Raw genomic sequence first — 25,001 nt, forward strand, 5'->3', positions numbered from 1 at the left:
CCGGAGCGCAAAGCATGACACCAGACCCCGGCCCCGGCGATCACGGGTCGGCCGATCTCCAGTGTGCCGTGACCGGCGGCGGGCGGGGCGCAACTACGCCGCGCGTGTCCCGTTTCACCTGACCGCGGAAGCGGCTGCCGCCGATCGGGTGATCGACTTCTCGCGGTGCGAACAGACCGGCACCCGCCGCGCAGCGCGACGGGTGCCGGTGAACGAGCGGATCAGGCGTTGATGTCGGTGATGGAGAACGTCTCGTAGTGGTCCTCGGTGTAGAAGTACTCGCCGCCGTCGCCGACCACGAAGCGCCGCGCCCCGCGGTCGTCGCTGCCCGGCGTTTCCACCGTGTACTCCTTGTAGTAGCCGTCGGCGCAGTCCGGCAGGATCCCTTCGCGGTTGCTGAAGGTCTGGCCGTCCTGCGGGTACGGGAACGGGCCGCCCTGCTTGATCAGGTTGACCGTGTCGGTGGCTTCCGGCGGCAGTTCGGAGAGCTTGACCGGGGCGAACTCGCCGGTTTCGCCGCACGGCGCCTGCTGCACCTGGACTGGGGCCGCGGGCGCGGGGGCGGTGGCGACCGCGGCGCTGGAGAAGCCGAACAGGCCCGCCATCGCGAGCAGTCCGGCAAGAACGACCTTGATGGCTCTGGACGAGATGCTCATGCGCCGGACGCTAGCCCCGCCGCCCGGCCGCGCCGGGCGGTTTGGCGGGAACCCGAAGCCTGCTGCACCCGGAGTTCACCCGGCAGTGGCTCCAGGTCGTTCCCGGTACATCTCCCGTTCCCGATGCGGGAAGCCGCGGGACCGATCGCCCGAGCGGACCTCAGCCGTCCTCGGCCGCGCGTTCGGCGACGCGCTTCACCAGGCGCTGCTCGATCTTCGGCGGGACCAGGCTGGAAACGTCCCCGCCGTAGGTCGCGACCTCCTTGACCAGCGAGCTGGCCAGGAAGCTGTAGAGCGGATTGGTGGACATGAACAGCGTCTCCACCCCGGAGAGCCGCTGGTTCATCTGCGCCATCTGCAGCTCGTAGTCGAAGTCGCTGACCGCGCGCAGGCCCTTCACGATCGCGCCGATGCCGTTGTTGCGGCAGTAGTCCACCAGCAGGCCGTGCCAGGAGTCGATGCGCACGTTCGGCCACGGCTCGGTGACCTCGCGCAGCATCTCGATGCGTTCGTCGACGCCGAACAGGCTGCGCTTGCTCTTGTTCACCAGCACCGCGATGACGACCTCGTCGAACAGCCCGGAAGACCGCTCGATGATGTCGAGATGGCCGTTGGTAACAGGGTCGTAGGAGCCCGGACACACGGCACGCCTCATGAGCGCCGACGTTAGCACCGGCCCAGGTGCCCATCAGGCGTCGCGTGGCGTGCGTCACCGATCACGCGGGTTCGTTGCCCGCCCAGTGCACGACGGTGTCGCCGTAGCGGCGGCTGCGGATGGCCGCCAGCGGTTCCGGCCAGCTCGGATCTCCGTTGCGCACCGCCTGTTCCAGCACCACGACCGCGCCCGGCGCGAGCCGGCCGCCTGCCGCCAGCGCGCGCAGCGCCGAGTCCAACTTGGACGGGTCGAGGTCGTAGGGCGGGTCGGCGAACACCACGTCGAACGGTCCGGCAGGCGGCGCTCCCAGCGCAGTATCGGCCTGCGCAGCATCGGCCAGCACCGTCTCGGCCTTGGCCTGCTCGATCCGGATCTGCCGGAAACCGAGGGAGCCGGCGTTGCGGCGGACGATCTGCGCGGCGCGCCGGTCGGCCTCTACGAACGTGGCGTGCGCGGCTCCGCGGGAAAGGGCTTCCAGCCCGAGCGCACCGGAGCCCGCGTAGAGGTCGAGCACCCGCGCGCCGTCCAGCTCCACGCTCGCTTCCAGCGCGCTGAACACGGCTTCCCGGACTCGTTCGGACGTCGGGCGGGTACCGCGCGGGGGCACTTCGATGCGGCGTCCGCCCGCGCTGCCGGCCACGATCCGAGTCACCGGGTCATCTTCGCGCACGGTCGCGGGGGCGCGGGTGCGGGGGACTCCCGCCTCGCCCCGGTTCGAGACGGCAGGAGGAGCGGGCCGGGCGTGGTCGTCGACGGCTGCGACGCGGCGGGGAAAGCAGCGCGGCCCGCACGGGCGCTGCGAACGAAAAAACTCCGCCCGGGCGGGGAGTTCCCTGCCCGGGCGGAGTCGCGCCGTGGCGGCGGATCGCCGTCGCGGCGAATCACTGCCGCGGCGAATCACCGCCGTGCCGGATCACTGCACGACTTGCACCTCGTCGCCCTTGTTCAGCTCGTCGAAGAACCGCTTCGCGGCGGTGGTGGACAAGTGCAGGCAGCCGTTGGACTCCTGCTGGAGGCTGCCCTCGTGGAAGGCGACGCCGGTGTTGGTGAAGAACACCGCGTTCGGCATCGGTGCGTTGTCGAACTCGCCGCTGCGGTGGTCGGCGTCCTTCCACTGCACCTGGAACACGCCGGTCGGCGTCTCGGCGCCCGCCTTACCGGAGGTGAGCGGCACCGGGCCGTAGTAGCCCGTGCCGTCCTTCTGCAACCACGCCTGCTTCGACGACAGGTCGACGCACGCCTTCGCGCTCGGTTGGCACGGGGTGACATCGCCGGCGTCGGCGTAGGCCGCGGCTCCGGTCAGCGCGCCGCCCGCGGCGAGTGCGGTCACCAGGGCCAGTCGCCCGGCGTGCTTGGTCAAGTTGCGCACGGTCGTTCACGTCCTTCCGGATCTTCGCTGTCACTCCACCGTGCCACAAGCACACGTGTTCGGTTTCGCTGCGGGGTCGGATTTCGCCCGATATCCGCAAAAAGATGACGTTGGTCCGGGAAAATCGGCCGCTGGCAACGGGTTCGCACCCACGGATGATCTAATTGCGTTTGCACGCAACGTGTTTGGCCGACTCCGGTGCTCCGCAGCTCAATCGCGCGGTCGCGCGACGGCAGCTCAATCGCGCGGTCGCGCGACGGCTGCGTAGCAAGCGGCCCGCGCAGGCTCGTACCCCGGCGACAGCGGCCCGTCCGGGCGCCAATCGGCCGGGTAGACCAACCCCGGATCCAGGTACTCGAAACCGCCCAGCAGCGCGTCGATCTCGCAGCGGCTGCGCAGCACCAGCTCGTCGGAGCTGCCCGCGTTGAACGTCTCGGCGGTGCGCCGGACCTCCGGGAAGTCGTCCGCGGTCATGTGCGAGAAGACCAGGAACGAGCCGGGAGCCATCGCCCGCCGGTAGGCCGCCACCGCCGCACCGGGCCGATCCGCGTCGTTGATGTAGTGCGTCATCGCCACCATCAGCACCGCCACCGGCTGCTCGAAGTCGAGCGCGGCCAGCGTGTCCGGGTGGTTGAGCACGTGCTCCGGATCCCGCATGTCGGCCTGCAGCACCGCGGTGTGGCGCTGACCGGCCAGCAGCGTCCGGCTGTAGGCCACCGCGACCGGATCCACGTCGACGTAGACCACGCGCGCCAGCGGATCGTCCCGCTGCGCGATCTCGTGCACGTTGCCCAGGGTCGGCATTCCCGAGCCCAGGTCCAGGAACTGCCGGATGCCCGCCTGCTGGCAGAACCGGACCGCGCGGCCGAGGAACGCGCGGTTGTCCACGGCGGGCTGCGGAGTCGGCGGGTAGATCTTCTTGATCGCGTCGAGCACTTCGCGGTCCACCGCGAAGTTGTGCGAACCGCCCAGCCCGTAGTCGTAGACGCGCGAAGCGCTGGACTTGGTGATGTCCGCGCCCCTGGGCAGCAGTGTCACGGCCGGCTCCTTCGCGGGGCCGGCCCCGGTGGGCGGCCCGATCGTGCGGAACGTGGCGCGGAGATCTTCGCCTGCCACGGTCGGCGCAACGATACCCACCGATCAGCGCAGGCAGAAGATTCACTTCCGGTGGAATCCGCTCGGCCGTCGAAGTGCTCGGAGATCGCCGAGCGGGTTCTGCGCGTCGAAGAACCACCGCGGACTCCCAGGCGTCGTCCCGCGCGGACAGCCGACGATCGGCAAGCTTCCGCAGCGAGACGGCGCCTGTTCTCCTACCGGGCGAACGAGCGGACCGGCGTCAGCCCAGCTCGACGATCAGGTCGCCACCTTCGACCTGCTGGACGGAACCGATCGCGAGGCGCTTGATCTGCCCGTCCTGCCCAGCGGTGATCGCCGCCTCCATCTTCATCGCCTCGATGGTGGCCACGGTCTGACCGGCCGAGACGCTGTCGCCCTCGGCGGCCGAGAGCGTGACCACCCCGGCGAACGGCGCCGGAACGTGCGCCGGATTGCTGCGGTCGGCCTTCTCCGCCACCGGCAGGTCGGTGGCCACCGAGCGGTCCCGCACCTGGATCGGCCGCAGCTGGCCGTTGAGCACCGCCATCACGGTGCGGATGCCGCGCTCGTCCGGGTCACTGATCGCCTCCAGGCCGATGAGCAGCCGCACGCCCGGTTCCAGGTCGACCGAGTACTCCTCCCCCGGCCGCAGCCCGTAGAAGAAATCCTTGCTGCGCAACAGCGAAGTGTCGCCGTACGCCTCGCGGTGCTCGGTGAACTCCTTGGTGGGCTTGGCGAACAGCAGCTTGTTCAGCGTGTCGCGGCGGTTCTCCGCGAGCCCCTTCCGGTCCTCCTCGGTGAGTTCCGCGAGCTGGCGGCCCTGCGGGCGCCCCTCCAGCGCGCGGGTGCGGAACGGCTCCGGCCAGCCCGCGGGCGGCTCGCCGAGTTCGCCCTGCAGGAAGCCGATCACCGAGTCCGGGATGTCGAACCGGCGCGGATCGGCCTCGAAGTCCGCAGGGGCCACGCCCGCGCCGACCAGGTGCAGCGCCAGATCACCGACGACCTTCGAGGACGGGGTGACCTTCACCAGCCTGCCGAGGATGCGGTCGGCCGCGGCGTACATCGCCTCGATCTCCTCGAACTTGTCCCCGAGACCGAGCGCGACGGCCTGGGTGCGCAGGTTCGACAGCTGCCCGCCGGGGATCTCGTGGCGGTAGACCCGGCCGGTCGGCGAGGCCAGCCCCGCCTCGAACGGCCGGTAGATCTTGCGCACCGACTCCCAGTACGGCTCCAGGTCGCACACCGCACCCAGGTCCAGCCCGGTCGCCCGCTCGGTGTGATCGGTGGCCGCCACCACCGACGAGAGCGCGGGCTGCGAAGTGGTGCCCGCCAGCGAGGCCGTCGCACCGTCCACGGCGTCCACCCCGGCCTGGATCGCGGCCAGGTACGTCGCCAGCTGCCCGCCCGGCGTGTCGTGCGTGTGCAGGTGCACCGGCAGGTCGAATTCGCTGCGCAGCGCGGTGACGAGCTTGGTGGCCGCGGGCGCGCGCAGCAGCCCGGCCATGTCCTTGATCGCCAGCACGTGCGCGCCCGCCTCGACGATCTGCTCGGCCAGGCGCAGGTAGTAGTCCAGCGTGTAGATGTTCTCGCCCGGGTCCGAGAGGTCGCCGGTGTAGCACAGCGCCACCTCGGCAACGGACTTGCCGGTGTCGCGCACCGCCTGGATCGCCGGGCGCATCTGCTCGATGTCGTTGAGCGCGTCGAAGATCCGGAAGATGTCGATGCCGGTGTCGGTGGCCTCCTGCACGAAGTGCTCGGTCACCTCGGTCGGGTAAGGCGTGTAGCCGACGGTGTTGCGCCCGCGCAGCAGCATCTGCAGGCAGATGTTCGGCGCCGAGTCGCGCAGCTTGGCCAGCCGCTCCCACGGGTCCTCGGCCAGGAACCGCAGCGCCACGTCGTAGGTCGCACCGCCCCAGCACTCCAGCGACAGCAGCTCCGGCGTCATCCGCGCGACGTGCGGCGCGACGGCGAGCAGGTCCTTGCTGCGCACCCGCGTCGCCAGCAGCGACTGGTGCGCGTCGCGGAAGGTGGTGTCGGTGACGCCGACCGCGTCGGATTCCCGCATCCAGCGCGCGAAGCCCTGCGGGCCGAGTTCGGTGAGCCGCTGCTTGGAGCCCTTCGGCACCGTCGTGGTCAGGTCCACGTCCGGCAGCTTGAACACCGGGTCCGCGGCCGCGGGCCGCTCCCCGTTCGGCCGGTTCACCGTCACGTCCGCGAGGTAGTTCAGCAGCCGGGTGCCGCGGTCGGCGGAGTGCCGGGCGGTCAGCAGGTGCGGCCGCTGCTCGATGAACGAGGTGGTGACCCGGCCCGCCGCGAAGTCCTCGTCGTCCAGCACCGCCTGCAGGAACGGGATGTTCGTGGCCACCCCGCGGATGCGGAACTCCGCCACCGCGCGGCGCGCCCGCGCCACCGCGGTCGGGAAGTCCCTGCCGCGGCAGGAAAGCTTCACCAGCATCGAGTCGAAGTGCGCGCTGATGCTGGTGCCCGCGAACGCGGTGCCGCCGTCCAAGCGGATGCCCGCGCCGCCCGGCGAGCGGTAGGCGCTGATCATCCCGGTGTCCGGGCGGAACCCGTTGGTCGGGTCCTCGGTGGTGATCCGGCACTGCAGCGCCGCGCCGCGCAGCCGCATCGTCTCCTGGCTCATGCCCAGGTCGGCCAGCGTCTCGCCGGAGGCGATGCGCAGCTGGGACTGCACCAGGTCGGCGTCGGTGACCTCTTCGGTGACGGTGTGCTCGACCTGGATGCGCGGGTTCATCTCGATGAACACGTGCCTGCCCTGCTCGTCGACCAGGAACTCCACGGTCCCGGCGTTGACGTAGCCGATCTTGCGGGCGAACGCGACCGCGTCGGCGCAGATGCGCTCGCGCAGCTCGGGTTCGAGGTTCGGAGCCGGGGCGATCTCGATGACCTTCTGGTGCCGCCGCTGCACCGAGCAGTCCCGCTCGAACAGGTGCATCACGTTGCCCTCGTTGTCGGCGAGGATCTGCACCTCGATGTGCCGCGGGTTGACCACGGCCTGCTCCAGGATGACCGTCGGATCGCCGAAGGCCGCGTCGGCTTCGCGCATCGCGGCTTCCAGCGCCTCCCGCAGCGCGCCGAGCTCGTCGACCCGGCGCATCCCGCGGCCACCGCCGCCCGCGACGGCCTTGACGAACACGGGGAACTGCATGGACTCGGCCGCCGACGTCAGCTCGTCGATGTCCGCGGACGGAGCGGAGGAATCCAGCACCGGCACGCCCGCCTCGCGGGCCGCGGCCACCGCGGTGGCCTTGTTGCCGGTCATCTCCAGGATTTCGCGGCTGGGGCCGACGAACGTGATGCCCGCTTCGCGGCACGCGCCCGCCAGATCCGGGTTCTCGGACAGGAAACCGTAACCGGGGTAGATCGCGTCCGCGCCGGCTTGGCGCGCGGCTTGCACTACCTCGTCCACGGACAGGTAGGCGCGCACCGGGTGGCCGGGTTCGCCGATCTCGTAGGACTCGTCGGCCTTGAGCCGATGCAGCGAGTTGCGGTCTTCGTGCGGGAACACCGCCACCGTTCCGGCGCCGAGCTCGTAGCCCGCGCGGAAGGCTCGGATGGCGATCTCGCCACGGTTGGCGACGAGGACCTTGCGGAACATGCCGGCTACCTCCTGGGCAGGTGTCGGACCGTCGGGCGAAACCGTACCGCGAAAATTCCGCCCACCGAGAGAGTGCAACGGTGATGCACCTCATCGAAAAGCGCTGACCTGCTGCGGAAGATCGGTCATGCAAGGCGTCCCGACAAGAAGGAATCGAGTTTTTCCGCCGACGCGAAAGTTGACCGCGGCTCGGCCGGTGCGCCACCCGTCCTTCGCGCGGGCGGTCGAGCGCGCCCGATCACCACCGGCCGGGTCGCACACCGTCCGCCGATGCGCGCGCCGCCGTTCGGACTCCGCCGCGCTCACGACTTCTCCAGGAAACCCGCGCTTTGCGCGTCGACGAGTTCGGTGACCATTGCCGCCAGACCGGGATGGCCGCGCAGCGCTGGATCCTCGGCGACCAGGTGCTGCGCCGCCACCCGCGCCTCGGCGATCACGTCCTCGTCGCGCAGCAGCGAGAGCATCTTGAGCCCGGACTTGCGGCCGGACTGCGTCGCGCCCAGCACGTCGCCTTCCCTGCGCAGCTCCAGGTCCAGCTTCGCCAGCTCGAACCCGTCGGTGGTGGAGGCGACCGAGTCCAGCCGCTCGCGCGTGGTGGTGCCCGCGACCGCATCGCTGACCAGCAGGCACAACCCCGGGGCCGAACCCCGCCCGACGCGGCCGCGCAGCTGGTGCAGCTGGCTCACGCCGAACCGGTCCGCGTCCATGATCACCATGACCGTGGCGTTCGGGACGTTCACACCGACCTCGACGACCGTGGTGGCCACCAGCACGTCCACACCGCCGTCGGCGAAGGCGCGCATCACCGCGTCCTTGTCGTCGGCGGGCAACCGGCCGTGCAGCACGCCGAGCCGCAGCCCGGACAACGGCCCCGCGGACAGCTTCTCGGCCACCTCCAGCACCGACAGCGGCGAGCGGCGTTCGCCGGAATCCGCGCCCTCGTCCGGAGCTTCTTCGTCCACTTCGGACTCCTGGGCGGATTTCGGCTTCTTCGGCGGGTTCTGCTCGTCGTCGCCGATGCGCGGGCACACCACGTAGACCTGGTGCCCCGCGGTCACCTCTTCGCGGACGCGTTGCCACGCGCGGTCCAGCCACGCCGGTTTCTCCGCCGCGGGAACCACGCTCGTGCTGATCGGCGAGCGGCCCTGCGGCAGCTCCCGCAGCGCCGAGGTCTCCAGGTCGCCGTAGACGGTCATCGCGACCGTGCGGGGAATCGGCGTCGCGGTCATCACCAGCACGTGCGGCGCCACCTCACCGCCGCCGCGCGCCCGCAGCGCGTCCCGCTGCTCCACACCGAAGCGGTGCTGCTCGTCGACCACGACCATGCCGAGGTCGGCGAACGACACCCGGTCCTGGATCAGCGCATGGGTGCCGACGACGATCCCCGCCTCGCCGGAAGCCGCCGCCAGCAACGCCTTCTTGCGCTGCGCGGCGGGCAGCGAGCCGGTCAGCAGCGTGACGCCGGTGGCGTGCTCGGCCGCGCCGAGCTCACCGGCCCTGCCGAGGTCGCCAAGCAGCTCGGCCAGCGAGCGGGCGTGCTGCGCGGCCAGCACCTCGGTGGGCGCCAGCATCGCGGCCTGCCGCCCGGAATCCACCACCTGCAACATGCCGCGCAGCGCCACCAGCGTCTTGCCGGAACCGACCTCGCCCTGCACCAGCCGGTTCATCGGGTGCTCGGTGGCCAGGTCGGCGGCGATCTGCTCGCCGATGTCGGTCTGGCCCTGGGTGAGCCGGAACGGCAACCCCCGGTCGAACTCGGCGAGCAGGCCGTCATCGCGGCGCGGGCTGGCCGGGGCGGGGTGCTCGTGCGCGGTTTCGCGCAGCCGCGCCAGCACCAGCTGCACCGCCAGCGCCTCGTCCCACTTGAGCCGGTTCTGCGCGGCGGCCACCTCGCCGTGATCGGCGGGCTGGTGGATCTTGCGCAGTGCGGACTCCAGGCCCATCAGCCGGTGCTCGGCGCGCAGCGGCTCCGGCAGCGGATCCTCGGCCCCGTCCCAGGTGTCCAGCACCTGGCGCACGCAGCGGGCGATCGACCAGGACGGCAGGCCCTGCGCGGACGGGTAGACCGGGATGAGCGCTGCGGCGAACTCCTCGGCCGCCGAACCAGCGTCCTGCTCCTGCTCGTCGAACAGCTGGTACTCGGGGTGCGCGAGTTGCAGCGCACCCTTGTAGGCGGTGACCTTGCCCGCGAACATGCCGCGGCGGCCGGGCAACAGCTCGCGTTCCCGCCACGCCTGGTTGAAGAACGTGCACAGCAGCGGCCGGTGCCCGTCGGTGATGCGGGCCTCCACGATGGTTCCGCGGCGGGATTTCATGCTGCGCTTGGTGACCCGCTCGACCTTCGCCAGCACCGTGGCGTGCTCGTCGATCTCCAGCCCGGCGATCGCGGTGAGTTCGCCGCGTTCGGCGTAGCGGCGCGGATAATGCCGCACCAGGTCGCCCACAGTGGACAGACCGAGGGCGGACTCGAGCGCCTTGCCGGTCTTGCCGCCGAGCACCCGCTCCAGCCCGGTCTCCAAAGTGGTCATCCGTGCCCCGCTCGTCCTGTGCCCCAAGATTTCCGGCCCACCGGTCGTGAACCTCATCGGTTTCGGGCGTTCCCGCTGAGCTTCCGCTGGCGAGATTATCGGACGCCACCGACGAAACCCGCCGCCTGCGCGCTCACAGCATCGCGTTCAGCAGCGCCGCGCCGCGTTCCGCGTCGTCCACGCTGATGCCGACCTCCCGGCCGGAGCGGTAGCGCACCACGAGGCACTCCCCGGCGCGCAACATGATCGTGGCCTTGCCGGGAAGCCCGCGGTAGCCCCAGCCGCCGACCTCGGCGGGCCGCCGGTTCTCCACCCGCGCGCTTTCGATCTCCGCCAGCGCCAGCCGTTGCACCGGCCTGCGCAACGGGCCGTACATGATCGTCAGCCCTCGATCGCCGATGAGCACCCGCACCGACGAGAACAGCAGCAGCGTCAGGCCGACCACGGTGAACGTCGCGGCGGTGAACCAGAGTCCCGGCAGCACATCGATCGCGGTGCACACCGCGAACAACGCGCCCGCGAGCAGCGACACGACCGCGAGCACCAGCAGCACCGCGCTGGAGACCGCCGAGGTCCACACCGACCGCTCCTCCGGCCGCATCCGCTTGCGGATCGTCATCGCGCCCCCTCGATCGTCTTCGCGGTAGTAACCGTGCCAGATGGCGAGGGGCGCGAACCCGGCTCGCTCACTCCACACCGAGCAGCACGGCCGAGCCGAGTTCCCCTCCCGGGTAGCAGACGCACTCGACCTCGGGCCGGTGCCGCGCCAGGTGCGCGGTCAGCTCGTCGCCGACCCCGGCAGGCGCCCGCGCACCGATCAGCACCGTGACCAGTTCCCCGCCCGCGGTGAACATCCGGTCCACCAGGTCCCGGGCCACCGCGAAGAAATCTCGGCCCAGCAGCACGACCTCGCCATCGGCCAGCCCCAGCACATCACCCGGGCGGCAGTGTCCCGCCCAGGTCAGCGCCTCGGAATCGGCGATGCGCAGCTCGCCCCGCCGGGTCGCCGCCGCGGCCTCCGCCATCGCCACCACGTCGTCCGGGCGCCGCCGCGAGGTGTCGTGCACCGCGAGCGCGGCCAAGCCCTGGACCGGTGAGCCGGTGGGCACGACCACGACGTCGCGGCCCGCGCGGACGAGGTGCTCGGCGGCGCGTTCGGCGACGGCGGTGACCGCCGCGTCGTTGGGCAGCACCACCACGTGCGCGGCACCGGTCGCATCGATCGCTTCGACCAGCTCGTCCGCCGCGGGTGGTTCGGCACCCACTTCCAGGACATCTGCGCCCTCACCGCGGAACAGCTCGGCGAGTTCGCCGCCGCGCACGCACGCCAGCACCCCCTGTCCGCTCGCGGCGTGCGGCGCGGCGGCCTGATCCGCGAAGCGCACCACCCGGATGCGGCGGACGCGGCCGGTCTCGATGCCCGCCTCGATCGCCGCGCCGATGTCGTCGCAGTGCACGTGCACCGCCCACGAGTCCGCGCCGTCACCGGCCACCGATGCGCAGTCGCCGAGTTCCGCCAGAGCGTCGCGCAGCCGCTCCAGACCCTCCGGCTCCGCGCCGGTGAGCAGGTACATGACCTCGTAGGCGGGACCGCCCGGCGCTGCCGGTTCGCGCAGCTCCCCCTCCGGAGGTTCGGGCGCCAGCCGCGCACCGTCGTGCACCACCGCGTGCAACGCGTCCAGCAGCACGACCAGGCCGCGCCCGCCCGCGTCGACCACCCCCGCCGCCGCCAGCGCCGGGAGCTGTGCGGTGGTGCGTTCCAGCGCCAGCACCGCATCCGCCGTGGACAGCCGGACCACGTCGGCGAGTTCGTCGGAGGTGCAGTTCGCGGCGCCGAGAACGGCGGCGCGCAGCACCGACAGCAGGGTGCCCTCCACAGGTTCGGCCACCGCTCGGCGCGCGAGCGACTCCGCGCGGTGCAAAGCATCCCGCCACGCGGCGCCGTCAATCTTGCCGACGCCCCGCACTCCCTCGGCCAGCCCGCGCAGGACCTGCGAGAACAACATTCCGGAGTTGCCGCGCGCGCCCGCCAGCGCGCCCTCCGCGAGCACCGCCAGCAGCCCGTCCGGCGCGGCGGCCTCCGACGCGTCCAGCGCCGAGCCCGCGGAGCGCATCGTGTGCAGCAGGTTCGTGCCGGTGTCCGCGTCGGCGACCGGGTAGACGTTGATCCGGTCCAGCGCAGCGCGGTCGGCGGCCAGTGCCGTCACCGACTCGCGCGCCCACCGGCGGGCCGCCGCTTCGTCCAACACCCGCAGCACTTCCGGACTCCCTGCCACGCGGGCAGCGTAGGAGCCGGGCGGTGCTGTCGCGGCCACGGCCCGGCGATCCGTCCCCGTGCGATCCGCACTCGCCAGGCGGGCGAAGGGGCACGACGACCGTGGGGTAAGCTGTCCGGGTCTTGGGCGGCGATGGCCCAGGGCATCCGCATGGCTGTACGCCCGGCCCGGCCTCCGCGCGAGGACGGTACCGGCGGATCGCATCGACGATCCCGCCGGAGGGCACTGCCGGGAGGCGCGGCGCGACCCTGGCGAGCAGCAGGCCCAGCGGGACGCGGTCCTCCTCGGCGCGCAGCCGGCGGGACCACCAAGCGGGCAGCGCTCGTGCGGACCATCGCCGCAACCGAAACCCAGGCTTCCCCGCCGCCGGCGTGGGAGCACGTCGAACGCGAAAGTTAGGGGTGTCTGACGTGGCTGCCGTCTGCGACGTCTGCAACAAGGGGCCGGGCTTCGGCAACTTGGTCTCGCACTCCCACCGGAAGACCAGGCGCCGGTGGAACCCGAACATCCAGACCGTGCACGCCAAGATCGGTCTTTCCGGGCGCAAGCGGATGAACGTGTGCACCTCCTGCCTGAAGGCGGGCAAGGTCGTTCGCGGCTGAACGCTCGAATCGCACGAAGAACCCCGGGGTGGTCCGACCGCCCCGGGGTTCTTCGCGTCTCGCGCCCGCACGGTCTGCGGGGCGTCACGGCCAGTAGTGCCGCCACTTGGGGCCGACCTGCGCCCATTCCGCTTCCCAGGCCGCGAGCCGCTGCCTGCGCACGACCCAGCGGGCGCCGCCGTAGAGCACCGACAACCCGAGCACGGAGCCGATCAGCACTCCGGCCCCCGCGGTACCGGCCGCCTGCGTCGCCTCGGCAGGCGGGCGCGGCGGCGGGACCGGGCGGTCCTCCCGGTCGACCCAGATCGGCAGCTCCGCGGGCAGCGGGCCGTTCACCGGCGCTTCGACGACCGCGAACCGCTCCTGCTGCGGGCTCGGGCTCCAACCCACCGCGACGGGCCGCGTCACTGGATCGTCGCCGTTGAGCTGAGCCAGCACCCGCGCCTGCACCGCGTGCCGGGACGCCTGCTCGGCACGCACCTCGGCGAGGTGCGAGTGCAGCACCGACTGCGAGACCAGCAGCGCGGCGACCACCGCCACCGCGGTCAGCACCAGCACGACCAGCAGTGCCGCCGGCTCGAACAGGTCGGTCCGGCGCCGCAGCGGGTTGGCTCCCGGCCACACCCTGCGCAGCAGGCGCGTCAGACCACCTCCGGCACCCATGACAAGCCTTCTTCCATCGGCGCGCACAAGTCCACCGCACGGCCAATGTACGACCGGATGCCGAGCCGGACCATCCGCCGAACCGGCGCCTCGCGGACACGCCGGAGGGCTGTTCGATCACAGCGCGTTCACCGGCGGCGGCCGGCCGGAGCGTTCAGGGGAGCTTCCAGTCGACCGGCTCGGCGCCCGCTTCCCGCAGGATCTCGTTGGCGCGGCTGAACGGGCGGGAGCCGAAGAAGCCGCGGTCGGCCGACATCGGGCTCGGGTGCACCGACTCGACGCACTGCACGCCCGGCATGAGCCCGCGGGTGCTGCGCGCGTCGTTGCCCCACAGGATCGCCACCATCGGCTGCTCGCGGGCGGCCAGCGCGCGGATGGCCTGGTCGGTGACGACCTCCCAGCCCTTGCCGCGGTGCGCGGCCGGCTTGCTCGGCTGCACGGTCAGCGCGCGGTTGAGCAGCAGCACGCCCTGTTCGGTCCACGGCGTGAGGTCGCCGCCGGAGGGCTTCGGGTGGCCGAGGTCGGAGCAGTACTCGCGGAAGATGTTGATCAGGCTCTTCGGCGGCTGCACGCCCTCGGCCACGGAGAAGCTCAGGCCGACCGCGTGCCCCGGCGTCGGATACGGGTCCTGGCCGACGATCAGCACCCGCACGTCGTGGAACGGCTGCTGGAAGGCCCGCAGCACGTTGTCCCCGGAAGGCAGGTAGTTGCGCCCCGCAGCGACCTCGGCGCGCAGGAACTCACCCATGGCCGTGATCTGGTCGGCGACCGGCTCCAGCGCCTCGGCCCAGCCCGCCTCGACGACCTCATGCAAGGGACGTGCCATGAGCGCGCACTCTAGCGATCGGCCGGAACCGAGCCCGCGGCCGCCCCGAGCGGCGCGGGGCGGCGTGACGGCGGACACTGCACGGCGTCATCATGTTCCCCGAACGAGTTGACCATGCAGTCCACCATCTCGCGATCTTCGTCGCGGCCCGTGATCAGCATCGCACCGCCGCCCGGCCGCCGGACAGTGCGTGCACGACCGCCTCCGAAACGAGGTTTTACCTGCTCCGCACAACTATCGAAACGGCACAGATGTGGCCGATTCGGTGGTCAGCGAACGGCTACTCGGCTAAGTTCTCGGTACTCCAAACGTGTTCACACACCGTGGACGGCACGACCCGGAGGTGGCACACACCCTCATGACTGCACAGGGAACGGACGAGGTAACGCCGGAACAGCGGTCGCTGCTACGACGCGCGGTGGGCGCCGCAGCGATCGGCAACACCACCGAGTGGTACGACTTCGGTGTCTACGCCTACGTCGCGAGCTACGTGGGTCAGCAGTTCTTCCCCGGCCCGTGGGGGACCGTCTCGACGTTCGCGGTCTTCGCGATGTCCTTCCTGTTCCGGCCGCTGGGAAGCCTGTTCTTCGGCCCGCTGGGCGACCGGATCGGGCGGCAGAAGGTGCTCGCGGTCACGATCCTGCTGATGTCCGGGTCGACGTTCGTGCTCGGCCTGCTGCCGGGTTACGACACGATCGGCATCCTGGCGCCGATGCTGCTGTTGCTGTGCCGGATGCTGCAGGGCTTCTCGACCGGCGGTGAGTACGGCGGCGCGGCCACCTACATCGCCGAGTTCGCGCCCAACCGCAAACGCGGTTTCTACGGCAGCTGGCTGGAATTCGGCACGCTGGCCGGGTTCGGGCTCGGCGCGCTGGTGCCGACGCTGCTGATCCTGGCGCTGCCCGAGGCGGCCATGGAGTCCTGGGGCTGGCGGGTGCCGTTCCTGCTGGCCGGCCCGCTCGGCCTGATCGGGCTCTACCTGCGCTCCAAGCTGGAGGACACCCCGGCGTTCAAGAACCTCGAGGCCTCCGGCAACGTCGCCCGCTCCCCGCTGAAGGCGCTGATCAAGGGGCACTGGCAGCAGCTGCTGATCCTGATGGGCGTCGTGGTGCTCATCAACGTCGCCAACTACACGATCCTGACCTACATGGAGACCTACCTGGAAGACACCCTGTCCGTCCCGGAGGGGCAGGAATACCAGGTGCTGGTGCCGCTGCTGCTGGTCGTGGCGGTGATGATGGTGCTGATCACGCCGGTCGGGGCGCTGTCGGACCGGGTCGGGCGCAAACCGGTCTTCCTGTCCGCGGCGATCTGCTTCATCGTGCTGCCCTACCCGGCGTTCCTGCTGATCTCGCAGGGCACCATGGTCACGACGCTGCTGGGGCTGACGCTGCTGGGCATCGGGCACGTCCAGCTCGTCGGGCCGCTGGCGGCGACGTTGCCCGCGATGTTCCCGACCAAGGTGCGGTACGCGGCGTTCAGCATCGGCTACAACCTCTCCACCGCCGCGTTCGGCGGGACCGCGCCGCTGATCAACGAGTCGATGGTGGAGATCACCGGGAATTCCTTCTTCCCCGGCTACTACCTGATGGGCGCGGCGCTGGTGGCGCTGGTACCGATCTTGCTGATGAAGGAGACGGCGGGCCGTCCGCTGATGGAGGAGAACGACCGCACGAGCGGTCCGCAGGCGGCCACTTCCGGCTGAGCGGCACCGGCTGCGAAGGACCGGCGGGATCCGTTCCGCCGGTCCTTTTCATGCGCGGCGGCCGGGCCGATCGCTGCGCTCGCGCGGCGAGGACGTCAGCGCCAGTGCTCCCAGCCCGCAGAACCTTCGTAACCGGCTTCGTCGACGGTGACTCCGGTGCCTTCGCCGACCTCGCCGAGCGCGCGCCAGCCCTCCGGCAGCGGCAGGTCCGGCGGGAACGTCGCCACCAGCGCCTGGTCCTCACCGCCGGTGAGCACCCAGTGCCGCGCGTCCGCGCCCAGCGCCGAAGCGACCTCGGTGAGCCGCTGCGGCACCTCGACCAGCTCGCTGCGCACGTCGATGCTCACCTGCGACGCCTCCGCGATGTGCGCGAGGTCGGCCAGCAGGCCGTCGGAGGTGTCGATCATCGCGGTGGCACCGGCGTCGGCGGCGGCCGGGCCTGCCGCGTACGGCGGCTCCGGCACCCGCTGCGCGCCCACGACGGCGACCGGGGACCGGAATCCGCGCCCCAGCACCGCCAATCCCGCGGCGGCCCAGCCGAGCCTGCCCGCGACCGCCACCACGTCGCCCGGCCGCGCCCCGCCGCGGGTGACCGGGGTGCGGCCCTGGAGGTCGCCGAGCGCGGTGATCGACAGCGTCAGCACCGGCGCGCCGACCATGTCGCCGCCCGCGAGGCCGGTGCCCGCGCGCTGCGCCTCCTCCCACATGCCCGCGGCCAGGTCGTCGACCACGCCGGTCGCGGTCTCCGGCGGGGCGCCCATGCCGACCAGCAGCCCGGTCGGCACCGCGCCCATCGCGGCCAGGTCGGACAGGTTCACCGCCACCGCCTTGCGGCCCACCTGGTGCGGGCTGGACCAGTCGAAGCGGAAGTGCACCTGCTCGACCAGCACGTCGGTGGTGGCGACCACGCGGCCGTCCGGCGCGGCCAGCACCGCGGCGTCATCCCCGGGACCGAGCAGCGTGGACGGAGGCTGCGGGCGCCCGGAGGTCACCCGGTGGATGAGGCCGAACTCGCCGGCCTCGGACACCGTCTTCTCCTGCGCCGAAGTGTCCGAAGCCACCTCTGACCTCCTGAATCCTCGAGCAACCGCACGGCCCGATGGGGTAGTTTCCTGCCAGTTTCCTACCCCGCCGAGGCCGAGACGAAGGGGCACGCCGTGGTTCAGGCATTCATCCTCATCCAGACCGAGGTCGGCAAGGCCGCCGCCGTTGCCGCCGAGATCTCCGGGGCGCCGGGCGTGCTCACTTCCGAGGACGTGACCGGCCCGTACGACGTGATCGTGCGCGCTGAAGCGGAGAATGTCGACCAGCTCGGGAAAATGGTGGTGGCAGGCATCCAGAACGTGGAAGGGATCACCCGCACGCTGACGTGTCCCGTCGTACACCTGTGACGGGGCCTTCCGGCCGCGTCGCGGGACCGTGCTGTAGTGGGCGGCGTGTTCGACCAACAGCCGGGAGTTCCCCGTCCGGTGCTGATCGTGGCGCTCGTGCTCAGCGGGTTGCTGGCCGTCGGCGTCGGCGCGCTCGGACTGGTCTCCTGGTACTCGCAGAAGCAGCAGCGGGACGCGGTCGTGGCCGAGCAGCAGGCCCGCCGCAGCGGTCCGCTCGCGTTGCCGCCGGTGCCTGCGCCGGACGCGGGCGGGCCGGAGTGCTCGAAGCTGCTCGCGGCGCTGCCGCCGGAACTGGTGCTCGACGGTGAACCGGTGCCGCGGCGGCCGCTGGCCGAGCCGGCGCCGCCGGGCACAGTCGCGTGGGGCGACGCCGAGCACGATCCCGTGACGGTGCGCTGCGGGATGCCCGCACCGGCCGAACTCACCCCGACCTCGCCGCTGGTCGACATCTCCGGGGTGAGCTGGCTGCGGCTTTCCGAGGCGGGCAACACCTCGTGGCTGGCGGTGGACCGCCCGGTGCACGTGGCGCTGACCGCGCCCGCGAACTCCGGTTCCGGCCCGGTGCAGGACCTCTCCGGCCTGATCCGCCGCACCATGCCGAAACAGCCCGTCTTCCCCTGACGCCGGCCTTCCCCGGACGCCGGTCTCCTCCCGGCCGAACTCCGCGAGCGAACGGCCCGTTCGACCAACCTATTCGGACCAACAGGCCGTTCACTCTGCTCGGAGCTGCTCGGAATGGACGATGCGCGGGCGTGTCGGGCAGGCGCCGGGGAGCGAAGTTCACCAGGGGTGAACGGACCGTTCGACCAATCTAGCGGGACGAACAGGCCGTTCACTCGGGAAAGCGCGGGTCAGCGCAGGCCGGTGCCGCGGGACAGCGCGGTGTCGATCAGCGTGCTCAGCAGCGCCGGGTAGTCCACCCCGGTCTGCGCCCACATCCGCGGGTACAGCGAGATCGAGGTGAACCCGGGCATCGTGTTGACCTCGTTGACGATCAGCTCGCCGTCCTCGGCGACGAAGAAGTCCACCCGCGCCAGCCCTTGGCAGTCCAGCGCGCGGAACGCGGCCACCGCAGCCGACCGCAGCCGTTCGACCACGTCGTCGCCGACCTTGGCGGGGATGTCGAACTCGGTGACGTCGTCGAGGTACTTGGACTCGTAGTCATACCAGTCGGCGGTGCCGGTCACCCGCAGTTCGGCGGGCAGCGAGGCTTCCACCCGCCCGTCCGGGAATTCCAGCACGCCGCACTCGACCTCGCGGCCGGTCACCGCCGACTCGATGATCACCTTCGGGTCGGTGCGGCGGGCCTCGGCGATGGCCTCGTCGAGCTCCGCCCAGCCGGTGACCTTGCTGATGCCCAGCGACGAACCGGCGCGGGCGGGTTTGACGAAGACCGGCAGCCCCAGCCGTTCCCGCTGCCGATCGTCCAGAGTGGACTGTTCGCGGCGGAGCACTTCGTAGCACCCGACCGCGAGCCCTTCGGCCGCCAGCAGCTTCTTGGTGTACTCCTTGTCCATCGACACCGCGCTGGAGAGCACACCGGGCCCCGCGTACGGCACGTCGGCCATCTCCAGCAGCCCTTGAATGGTGCCGTCCTCGCCGAAAGCCCCGTGCAGCACCGGGAAAACAACGTCCACACCGGACAGGATCTCGCCGCCGCGGCCCGGTTCGACCAGCATGAGGTCGCGCCGCGTCGGGTCGCCGGGCAGCGCCACGGCAGTGCCCGCGGTGACTTCGGGGGCGCGCCGGTCGCGGATCTCCAGCTCGGCGGGGTCTCCGGTACCCAGCACCCACGCGCCCTCGCGGGTGATGCCGACCGGCACCACCTCGAAGCGCTCCGGATCCAGATGGGCCAGAACACTGCCCGCGGACAGGCAGGAAACGCCGTGCTCGGTGCTGCGCCCGCCGAAGACGACGGCCACCCGGATCTTGCGCTGAGTCATGCGCGGAACCCTACCGGGCCGAGCCGGTCCGGACACCGGCCTCCTCGGCGCACCAGCGCGCCAGCTCCCGGACCGAACGCTCCAGGTCAGCGCGTGAACACGAGGCGTAGCCGAAGGCGATGCCGCACCACTGCTGAGCCCCGTGGTGGTGCCGCCGCAGACCGTCGAGCACCAGTCCCTGCCCGGCTGCGCGGTGCACCACCCGCCGCTCCGCGCCGGCGTCCGGGAGCGGCAGCACCACGTGCGCGCCCGCTTCGTCGCCGAACACCTCGACGCCCGATCCCGCCAGCTGATCGACCACCAGGACTCGGCGCTGCGACAGCTCGCGGCGCAGCCTGCGCAGGTGCCTGCCGAGGTCCCCGTTCCTGGCGTACTCGACCAGCACGCGCTGTCCGGCCGCGGCAGGTCGGGTGCCGGTGCGCTCGCGGTGGTCCAGCACCGCGGCGGCGACGCGGTCCGGGGCGAGCATCCAGCCCACGCCGAGCGTCGGGGTGAGGATCTTGCTGGTGGTGCCGAGGTGCACGACCACGTCCGGGGCCATCGAGGCCAGCACCGGCAGCGGCGCCACGTCGTAGCGGAGTTCGCCGTCGTAGTCGTCCTCCACGATCAGCCAGCCCTCGGCGCGCGCCCGCTCCACCAGCCCGACCCGCCGCTCGGCGGGCAACCGGCCGCCGAGCGGGTACTGGTGCGCCGGTGAGCAGTAGACCGCTTGCACCCCTTGCGGGATCTCCTCGACGACGATGCCGCCGTGGTCGACCGGCGCGGGCACCACGCGGATCCCGGCGGCCAGGAAGGTCTGCACCGCGCGCTGGTAACCGGGCTCCTCCACCGCGACGACCGCGCCGGGTTCCAGCACCGCCGCCGCCAGCTCCACCACGGCCGCCGTGGTGCCGCCGGTGGCGAGCACGGTGCCGAGGTGCGAGCCGCCGGTGACCATGCCGCGGTGCCGCAGCAGGTGTTCCACCACGGCCTCGCGGTATTCGGCCAGGCCCGCGCGGTGCACTCGTTCGTCCGGTTCGCGGTCGGCGGCCGCCCGCCACGCGCGGCGCCAGGCGGCCCGGTCGATGCCGCCCACCCACGGGGCGCCGGGCGTGAGGTTCACCTCGGCGACGATTTCCTGCTCGGTGGCCGCCGAACCGGGAACCGGCGAGGAGGGCTGGGAGCCGGGCGGCGTGGTGGTGACGTAGGTGCCGGAGCCGTGCTTGCCGACGATCCAGCCTTCGGCGTGCAGCTGCTCGTAGGCCGCGGCGGTGACGGTGCGGCTCACGCCGAGGTGCCGCGCCAGCGCGCGGGTGGACGGCAGCCGGTCACCACCCCGCAGGTGGCCGAGGGTGGCGGCGTGCCGCAGTGCGTCGGCGAGCTGCACCGCCAGCGGGCGGTGGTCGTCGCGGCGCAGCTCGACGGCCGGTTCCAGCAGCGGCGAACTCGCCGCGGGCAGCGAAGTGGGCATCGCGGAGGACTCTCCTGGGTCGTCACCTGCGATGCTGCCACCCGCTGCGTTGTGCGGTGCGCCGCAACCCCGCACCGCTTCCCCATCGGCCCCCTTGGTTCGGTCGGGCGCGACCTCCACCCGACCCGAAGGGTTTCGGAGTCAAGCAGTGGTGAGGCCGCGGACCGGGTCGAGGGAGTAGCGGGTCATGCGGGTGCGGGCGGGGCGGTACACGTGCACGGTGATCGCCGGATCCGGGCCGTCGTTGACGACCTGGTGCACGTAGTCCGGGCCGAACACCCGCGACTGACCGGTCTCGATGGTGCGCCACTCCTCGGCCGGGCCGGTGGCGGTGGACCGGACCACCCGTTCGTCGACCGAACCGGACACGACGGTGAAAGCGCCGGTGGCGCCGCCGTGGTCGTGCAGTTCGGTGTGCTGCCCCGGCAACCAGCTCAGCAGCCACGCTTCGTACCCGGCGGTGCGTTCCAGCAGGCCGGACCAGCGCTGCTGCGGGTCGTAGCGCAGCCGGTGCGCCCACGATTGCCGGTCGGCGGCGAACTCGCGGGCGATCCGCGCCGGGTGCGCCAGGGAGCGGTCCGCTTCGGCGGCGACGGTGTTGGGAGGTACTGCGAACACGTGGATGTCCTCGTGAATCGGTCGAATTGATCGGGATCGCGCGGCGGCGCGGTGTCCACCCTCGGGTTCTGCGGCGTCGCGGGATCGGCTGCGTCGCGCGGGAGTTCGCGCGGAATGCGCCGGAAAGCGCTGCGGTGGCCGGGAAGCGGCCGGGAAATGCGGGCTCAGGCCCGGGACGCCGGGTGGATCACCGCAGCGGACAAAGCGCGCTCGCCACCCGGCGAAGGTCGATGTGACCCCAGCTGACGGTCATGGCTCGCGGCAACACGGCGAGTACTCAACCAGCACGCCGGGTTACCCGTCAAGCGGACTCCGCCCATCTCACACCCTCGGGCAGGGGGCGGGATCGCAGCTCAACCGGGGTTTGCGAGCGGTGCGACCGCGACGAGCGAGAACGGGAAACCCCGCGGGCCTCAGTTGAGCGCCCCGAGCACGTCGGCGACCAGATCATCGGTGTCCTCGCACCCGGCGGAGAAGCGCACGAATCCCTCGGGCACCGGATCGCCCCACTGCGCCCGCCGGTCGACGGTGCTGTGCACGCCGCCGAAACTGGTCACCTGCGAAACGAGCCGGCTGCGGCGCACGAACTCCGCCACCGCGTCGGCGTCGGCGAGCTCGAAGCGGAAAACCCCGCCCCAGCGCCGCATCTGCGCCCGCGCGGCCGCGTGCGCGGGATCGTCGGACAGCCCGGGCCAGCGCAACCCGCGCACGCGCCCGCGCAGCGCCTCGGCCAGCGCGGAGGCGTTCTGCGCCTGCCGCGCCAAGCGCAGGTCGAGCGTGCCGAGGCTGCGGTGTGCCAGCCAGGTCTCGAACGGCCCGGGAATCGAGCCGGAAAGCGTGCGCGCCTTGCGCAACCGCTCGGCCCACTCGCCGTCCGCAGTGGACACGTGCCCCAGCAGCAGATCGCTGTGCCCGGACAACGCCTTGGTGTCGCTGGCGATCGCGAAGTCCGCGCCGAGCTCGAGCGGCCGCTGCCCCAGCGGCGTCGCCGTGGTGTTGTCCACCGCCAGCAGCGCACCCGCCGCGTGCGCGCGCCGCGCGAGTTCGGCGATGTCGCAGACGTCCAGCCCGGGGTTGGACGGGGTTTCCAGCAGCACCAGCCGGACCCCGTCGAAGATCCCTTCCGGCCACGGACCGGTGGTCGGGATTTTCTTTACGCGCAACGAAAGCGCGTCCATCTCGTCCTGCACGAACTGGCGGGTCGCGTAATAGCCGTCGCTGGGCAGCAGCAGCGAATCCCCCGCCCGCAGCACGCTGCGCAGCAACGTGCTGATCGCGGCCATGCCGGAGGGCAGCAGCACGCAGGGCCCGCCGTCGAGGTCGCCGATCGCGGCTTCCAGCGCCCGCCAGGTGGGATTGCCCGCCCGGCCGTAGAAATCCGCCGAGTCACCGCCGAGGTGGTAAGGCGCCGCGAACACCGGCCCGGGCGCGAGCGGCTCACCGGGTCGTTCCCCGCCGTGCCCGCCGTGCCCGCCGTGCACGCAACGCGTGCCGTCGCCGAACTCCGCCCCGGAATCCGCGCTGAACGCCGTCATTTCCCTCCCGTCACTCGGCTTTGCGTTCCCGCCCCAGCAGCAGCGCCGCCCCCGGGCCGGGTTCCAGGCCCTCGTGGCAGACCTGGTGCACCACCTCGGTGATCGGCATCTCCACCCCGCACCGCGCGGCGAGCTCCCGGATGGACGAGCACGACTTCACGCCTTCCGCGACCTGCCCGTGCGCGGCCTGCTGCGCGGCGAGCACGGATTCGCCGCGGCCCAGCCGCTCGCCGAAGGTCCGGTTCCGCGACAGCGGCGAGGTGCAGGTGGCCACCAGGTCGCCCATCCCGGCCAGCCCGGCGAACGTCATCGGCTCCGCGCCGAGCGCCACCCCGAGCCGGGTGGTCTCGGCCAGCCCGCGGGTGATCAGCGAGGACATGGTGTTGTGGCCGTGCCCGAGCCCGGCGGCCATGCCGCAGGCGAGCGCGATCACGTTCTTGCACGCCCCGGACAGCTCGATGCCGACCAGGTCGGTGTTGGTGTAGGGGCGGAAGTAGCCGGTGGAGCACGCCGCCTGGAAGGCGACGGCGCGGTCGTGATCGGCGCAGGCCACGACGGTCGCGGTGGGCTCACCGGCGGCGATCTCCTTGGCCAGGTTCGGTCCGGAGACCACGGCCACGCGCTGCATCGGCACGTCCGCGACCTCGGCCACCACCTGGCTCATCCGCTTGAGGGTGCTCAGTTCGACGCCCTTGGCCAGGCTCACCAGCGTCGCCTCGTCCGGCAGCAGCGGCTGCCAACCGGCCAGGTTCTCCCGCAGGTTCTGGCTGGGCACCGCCAGCACCACGGCTTGCGCCCGGTGCACCGCGGCGGCGGCGTCATCCGTGGCGCGCAGCGATTCCGGCAGGGTCACGCCGGGCAGGTAGTCCTCGTTGCGGTGCTGCCGGTTGATCTCCTCGGCGACTTCGGCGCGGCGCGCCCACAACGTCACTTCCGACCCGGCGTCGGCGAGCACCTTGGCGAACGTGGTGCCCCACGAACCGGCGCCGAGCACGGTGACCCGGCGCAGCGGTTCAGGCCCGCTCATCGTCGCCCTGCAGGCGTTCGCGCTTGTGCTGCGGGAGATCGTCCGAGTCCTCGCGCGGGCTCCCGGCCGATCTGTCCCGCCCACGCGTGGCGCCGTTCTGCGGGGATTCATCCGCGGTGTCGTTCTGCGAGGTTTCCCCCGCAACGCCGTTCTGCGAAGTCTCCCCCGCGGTGTCGTTCTGCGGAGTCTCCCCCGCGGCGCCGTCCCGCGAACCCCCCGCGGAGCCGCCCTGCACCCGCCGCCGAGCGGGCGAGTAGAACTCGGCGGGCGGCTGCTGCTCGCGGATCTCGCCGAGCAGTTCCCGCACCCGCCCCATGGCCAACTCGCTCACCGCGCGCAGCGTCGCGTTGTCGGCCGGTTTGCCGCGGAACTCCGAAACGTCCAACGGCTCACCGACGCGCAGGTGCACCGTCTTGCGCGGGAACGGGCGGAACTTCTTCTCGTAGTGGTTGTAGAGGTCCCGGGTTCCCCAGCGGGCGATCGGAACGATCGGCACGTCGTGCTCCAGCGCGAGCCGCGCGACACCGGCCTTCGGCACCATCGGCCAGCCGTCGGGATCCTTGGTGACCGTCCCGTCCGGGTAGATGATCACGACCTTGCCCGTTTCCAAGGCGTCGTGCGCGGCTTGCAGGCTCTTCTGCGCGTCGGTGGTCTGCCGCACGACCGGGATCTGGGCGACGCCGTCGAGCACGTTGCGCAGCACCGGCACGTTCCACAGCGTGTTCTTGGCCATGAACCGCGGGATCCGCGCAGCCCGGTGCACCGTCACGGCGTCGTAGAGCGGATCCAGGTGCGAAACGTGGTTGAGCACCAGCACCACCGGACCGGTCGCGGGGATGTTCGCCAGCCCGTGCACCCGCACCCGGGCGAGCAGGGCGGTGAGCGGGTAGAACACGATCGCCGCGAACCGCAGCCAGAACCGGCCCATGCCGGTGGCCGGCCGCTCCTTCGTGCGTCTGCGCGGCCGCTTGAGATTTCCCGGTTCCACGCCCATCTCCTCTCGCCAGAGCGGCTGTCAAGTTACCTCCCCGGCACCGCTGCCC

22 protein-coding genes are annotated in these 25,001 nt (G+C 71.8%); 4 read left to right on the plus strand and 18 right to left on the minus strand.

The annotated features are described in order from the left end of the window. Positions 1-221: 221 nt before the first annotated feature. The 9 genes from V1457_RS01565 to V1457_RS01605 all read right to left on the minus strand — a co-directional run bounded on the left by V1457_RS01565 (position 222) and on the right by V1457_RS01605 (position 12,198). Positions 222-656 (minus strand): ribonuclease domain-containing protein, encoded by a 435-nt coding sequence (locus tag V1457_RS01565; protein ID WP_200070205.1) that lies wholly within the window; start codon positions 654-656, stop codon positions 222-224. A gap of 160 nt (positions 657-816) precedes the next feature. Next, positions 817-1,311 (minus strand): pantetheine-phosphate adenylyltransferase, encoded by a 495-nt coding sequence (gene coaD, locus V1457_RS01570; RefSeq protein ID WP_200070206.1) that lies wholly within the window; start codon positions 1,309-1,311, stop codon positions 817-819. 61 nt (positions 1,312-1,372) lie between these two features. Continuing rightward, positions 1,373-1,963 (minus strand): 16S rRNA (guanine(966)-N(2))-methyltransferase RsmD, encoded by a 591-nt coding sequence (gene rsmD, locus V1457_RS01575; protein ID WP_338599438.1) that lies wholly within the window; start codon positions 1,961-1,963, stop codon positions 1,373-1,375. A 261-nt stretch (positions 1,964-2,224) separates the two neighbouring features. Next, entirely contained in the window at positions 2,225-2,671 is a 447-nt protein-coding gene (locus tag V1457_RS01580; RefSeq protein WP_200070208.1) for a L,D-transpeptidase, read from the minus strand. Positions 2,672-2,917: 246 nt separating this feature from the next. Beyond that, a complete protein-coding gene (locus V1457_RS01585; RefSeq protein ID WP_200070209.1) occupies positions 2,918-3,718 on the minus strand; it encodes an SAM-dependent methyltransferase in 801 nt (266 codons plus the stop codon). A 298-nt stretch (positions 3,719-4,016) separates the two neighbouring features. Beyond that, positions 4,017-7,394, minus strand: coding sequence for a pyruvate carboxylase (locus tag V1457_RS01590; RefSeq protein WP_200070210.1), 3,378 nt, complete (start codon positions 7,392-7,394; stop codon positions 4,017-4,019). A gap of 302 nt (positions 7,395-7,696) precedes the next feature. After that, positions 7,697-9,922, minus strand: coding sequence for an ATP-dependent DNA helicase RecG (recG, locus tag V1457_RS01595; RefSeq protein ID WP_338599443.1), 2,226 nt, complete (start codon positions 9,920-9,922; stop codon positions 7,697-7,699). 133 nt (positions 9,923-10,055) lie between these two features. Then, on the minus strand, positions 10,056-10,541 hold the full coding sequence (locus V1457_RS01600; RefSeq protein ID WP_200070212.1) for a hypothetical protein: 486 nt from the start codon (positions 10,539-10,541) through the stop codon (positions 10,056-10,058). A 67-nt stretch (positions 10,542-10,608) separates the two neighbouring features. Next, positions 10,609-12,198 carry a DAK2 domain-containing protein gene (locus V1457_RS01605; RefSeq protein ID WP_307850027.1) on the minus strand — a complete coding sequence of 530 codons (1,590 nt, stop codon included), beginning with the start codon at positions 12,196-12,198 and terminating at the stop codon, positions 10,609-10,611. Positions 12,199-12,608: 410 nt separating this feature from the next. Here V1457_RS01605 and rpmB point away from each other — a divergent pair, with 410 nt between their 5' ends. Further along, entirely contained in the window at positions 12,609-12,800 is a 192-nt protein-coding gene (gene rpmB / locus V1457_RS01610; protein ID WP_200070214.1) for a 50S ribosomal protein L28, read from the plus strand. A gap of 84 nt (positions 12,801-12,884) precedes the next feature. On the opposite strand, the gene V1457_RS01615 is transcribed toward rpmB, so the two are convergent. Continuing rightward, a complete protein-coding gene (locus V1457_RS01615; protein WP_200070215.1) occupies positions 12,885-13,463 on the minus strand; it encodes a hypothetical protein in 579 nt (192 codons plus the stop codon). A gap of 154 nt (positions 13,464-13,617) precedes the next feature. Continuing rightward, positions 13,618-14,289, minus strand: a complete 672-nt coding sequence (locus V1457_RS01620) for a uracil-DNA glycosylase (RefSeq protein WP_200070216.1) — start codon at positions 14,287-14,289, stop codon at positions 13,618-13,620. A gap of 358 nt (positions 14,290-14,647) precedes the next feature. Here V1457_RS01620 and V1457_RS01625 point away from each other — a divergent pair, with 358 nt between their 5' ends. Further along, entirely contained in the window at positions 14,648-15,994 is a 1,347-nt protein-coding gene (locus V1457_RS01625) for an MFS transporter (RefSeq protein WP_200070217.1), read from the plus strand. Between the two features lie 95 nt (positions 15,995-16,089). On the opposite strand, the gene V1457_RS01630 is transcribed toward V1457_RS01625, so the two are convergent. Beyond that, the gene (locus V1457_RS01630; RefSeq protein WP_200070218.1) at positions 16,090-17,055 is read right to left on the minus strand and encodes a thiamine-phosphate kinase; all 966 of its coding nucleotides are present in this window, start codon (positions 17,053-17,055) and stop codon (positions 16,090-16,092) included. A 96-nt stretch (positions 17,056-17,151) separates the two neighbouring features. On the opposite strand from V1457_RS01630, the gene V1457_RS01635 reads away from it, so the two are divergent. Both V1457_RS01635 and V1457_RS01640 read left to right on the plus strand, forming a co-directional pair. Then, positions 17,152-17,385, plus strand: a complete 234-nt coding sequence (locus V1457_RS01635; RefSeq protein ID WP_200070219.1) for an Lrp/AsnC ligand binding domain-containing protein — start codon at positions 17,152-17,154, stop codon at positions 17,383-17,385. Positions 17,386-17,430: 45 nt separating this feature from the next. Then, positions 17,431-18,006 carry a DUF3515 domain-containing protein gene (locus tag V1457_RS01640; protein WP_295149520.1) on the plus strand — a complete coding sequence of 192 codons (576 nt, stop codon included), beginning with the start codon at positions 17,431-17,433 and terminating at the stop codon, positions 18,004-18,006. A 230-nt stretch (positions 18,007-18,236) separates the two neighbouring features. Here V1457_RS01640 and V1457_RS01645 read toward each other — a convergent pair whose 3' ends face one another. The 6 genes from V1457_RS01645 to V1457_RS01670 all read right to left on the minus strand — a co-directional run bounded on the left by V1457_RS01645 (position 18,237) and on the right by V1457_RS01670 (position 24,946). Then, complete coding sequence (locus tag V1457_RS01645) at positions 18,237-19,328, minus strand: D-alanine--D-alanine ligase family protein (protein WP_200070220.1); 1,092 nt, start codon at positions 19,326-19,328, stop codon at positions 18,237-18,239. Between the two features lie 10 nt (positions 19,329-19,338). Next, on the minus strand, positions 19,339-20,778 hold the full coding sequence (locus tag V1457_RS01650; protein WP_338599459.1) for a PLP-dependent aminotransferase family protein: 1,440 nt from the start codon (positions 20,776-20,778) through the stop codon (positions 19,339-19,341). Between the two features lie 141 nt (positions 20,779-20,919). Beyond that, the gene (locus V1457_RS01655; RefSeq protein WP_200070222.1) at positions 20,920-21,396 is read right to left on the minus strand and encodes a cysteine dioxygenase family protein; all 477 of its coding nucleotides are present in this window, start codon (positions 21,394-21,396) and stop codon (positions 20,920-20,922) included. 413 nt (positions 21,397-21,809) lie between these two features. Further along, positions 21,810-22,931, minus strand: a complete 1,122-nt coding sequence (locus V1457_RS01660; protein ID WP_338599462.1) for a cystathionine gamma-lyase — start codon at positions 22,929-22,931, stop codon at positions 21,810-21,812. 10 nt (positions 22,932-22,941) lie between these two features. After that, entirely contained in the window at positions 22,942-23,958 is a 1,017-nt protein-coding gene (locus V1457_RS01665; RefSeq protein ID WP_295144425.1) for an NAD(P)H-dependent glycerol-3-phosphate dehydrogenase, read from the minus strand. After that, complete coding sequence (locus V1457_RS01670) at positions 23,945-24,946, minus strand: 1-acyl-sn-glycerol-3-phosphate acyltransferase (protein WP_338599468.1); 1,002 nt, start codon at positions 24,944-24,946, stop codon at positions 23,945-23,947. Before V1457_RS01670 ends, V1457_RS01665 begins: the two co-directional genes overlap by 14 nt. Positions 24,947-25,001 lie beyond the last annotated feature (55 nt).

This window comes from Saccharopolyspora sp. SCSIO 74807 (genome assembly GCF_037023755.1).
GTDB lineage: Bacteria > Actinomycetota > Actinomycetes > Mycobacteriales > Pseudonocardiaceae > Saccharopolyspora_C > Saccharopolyspora_C galaxeae.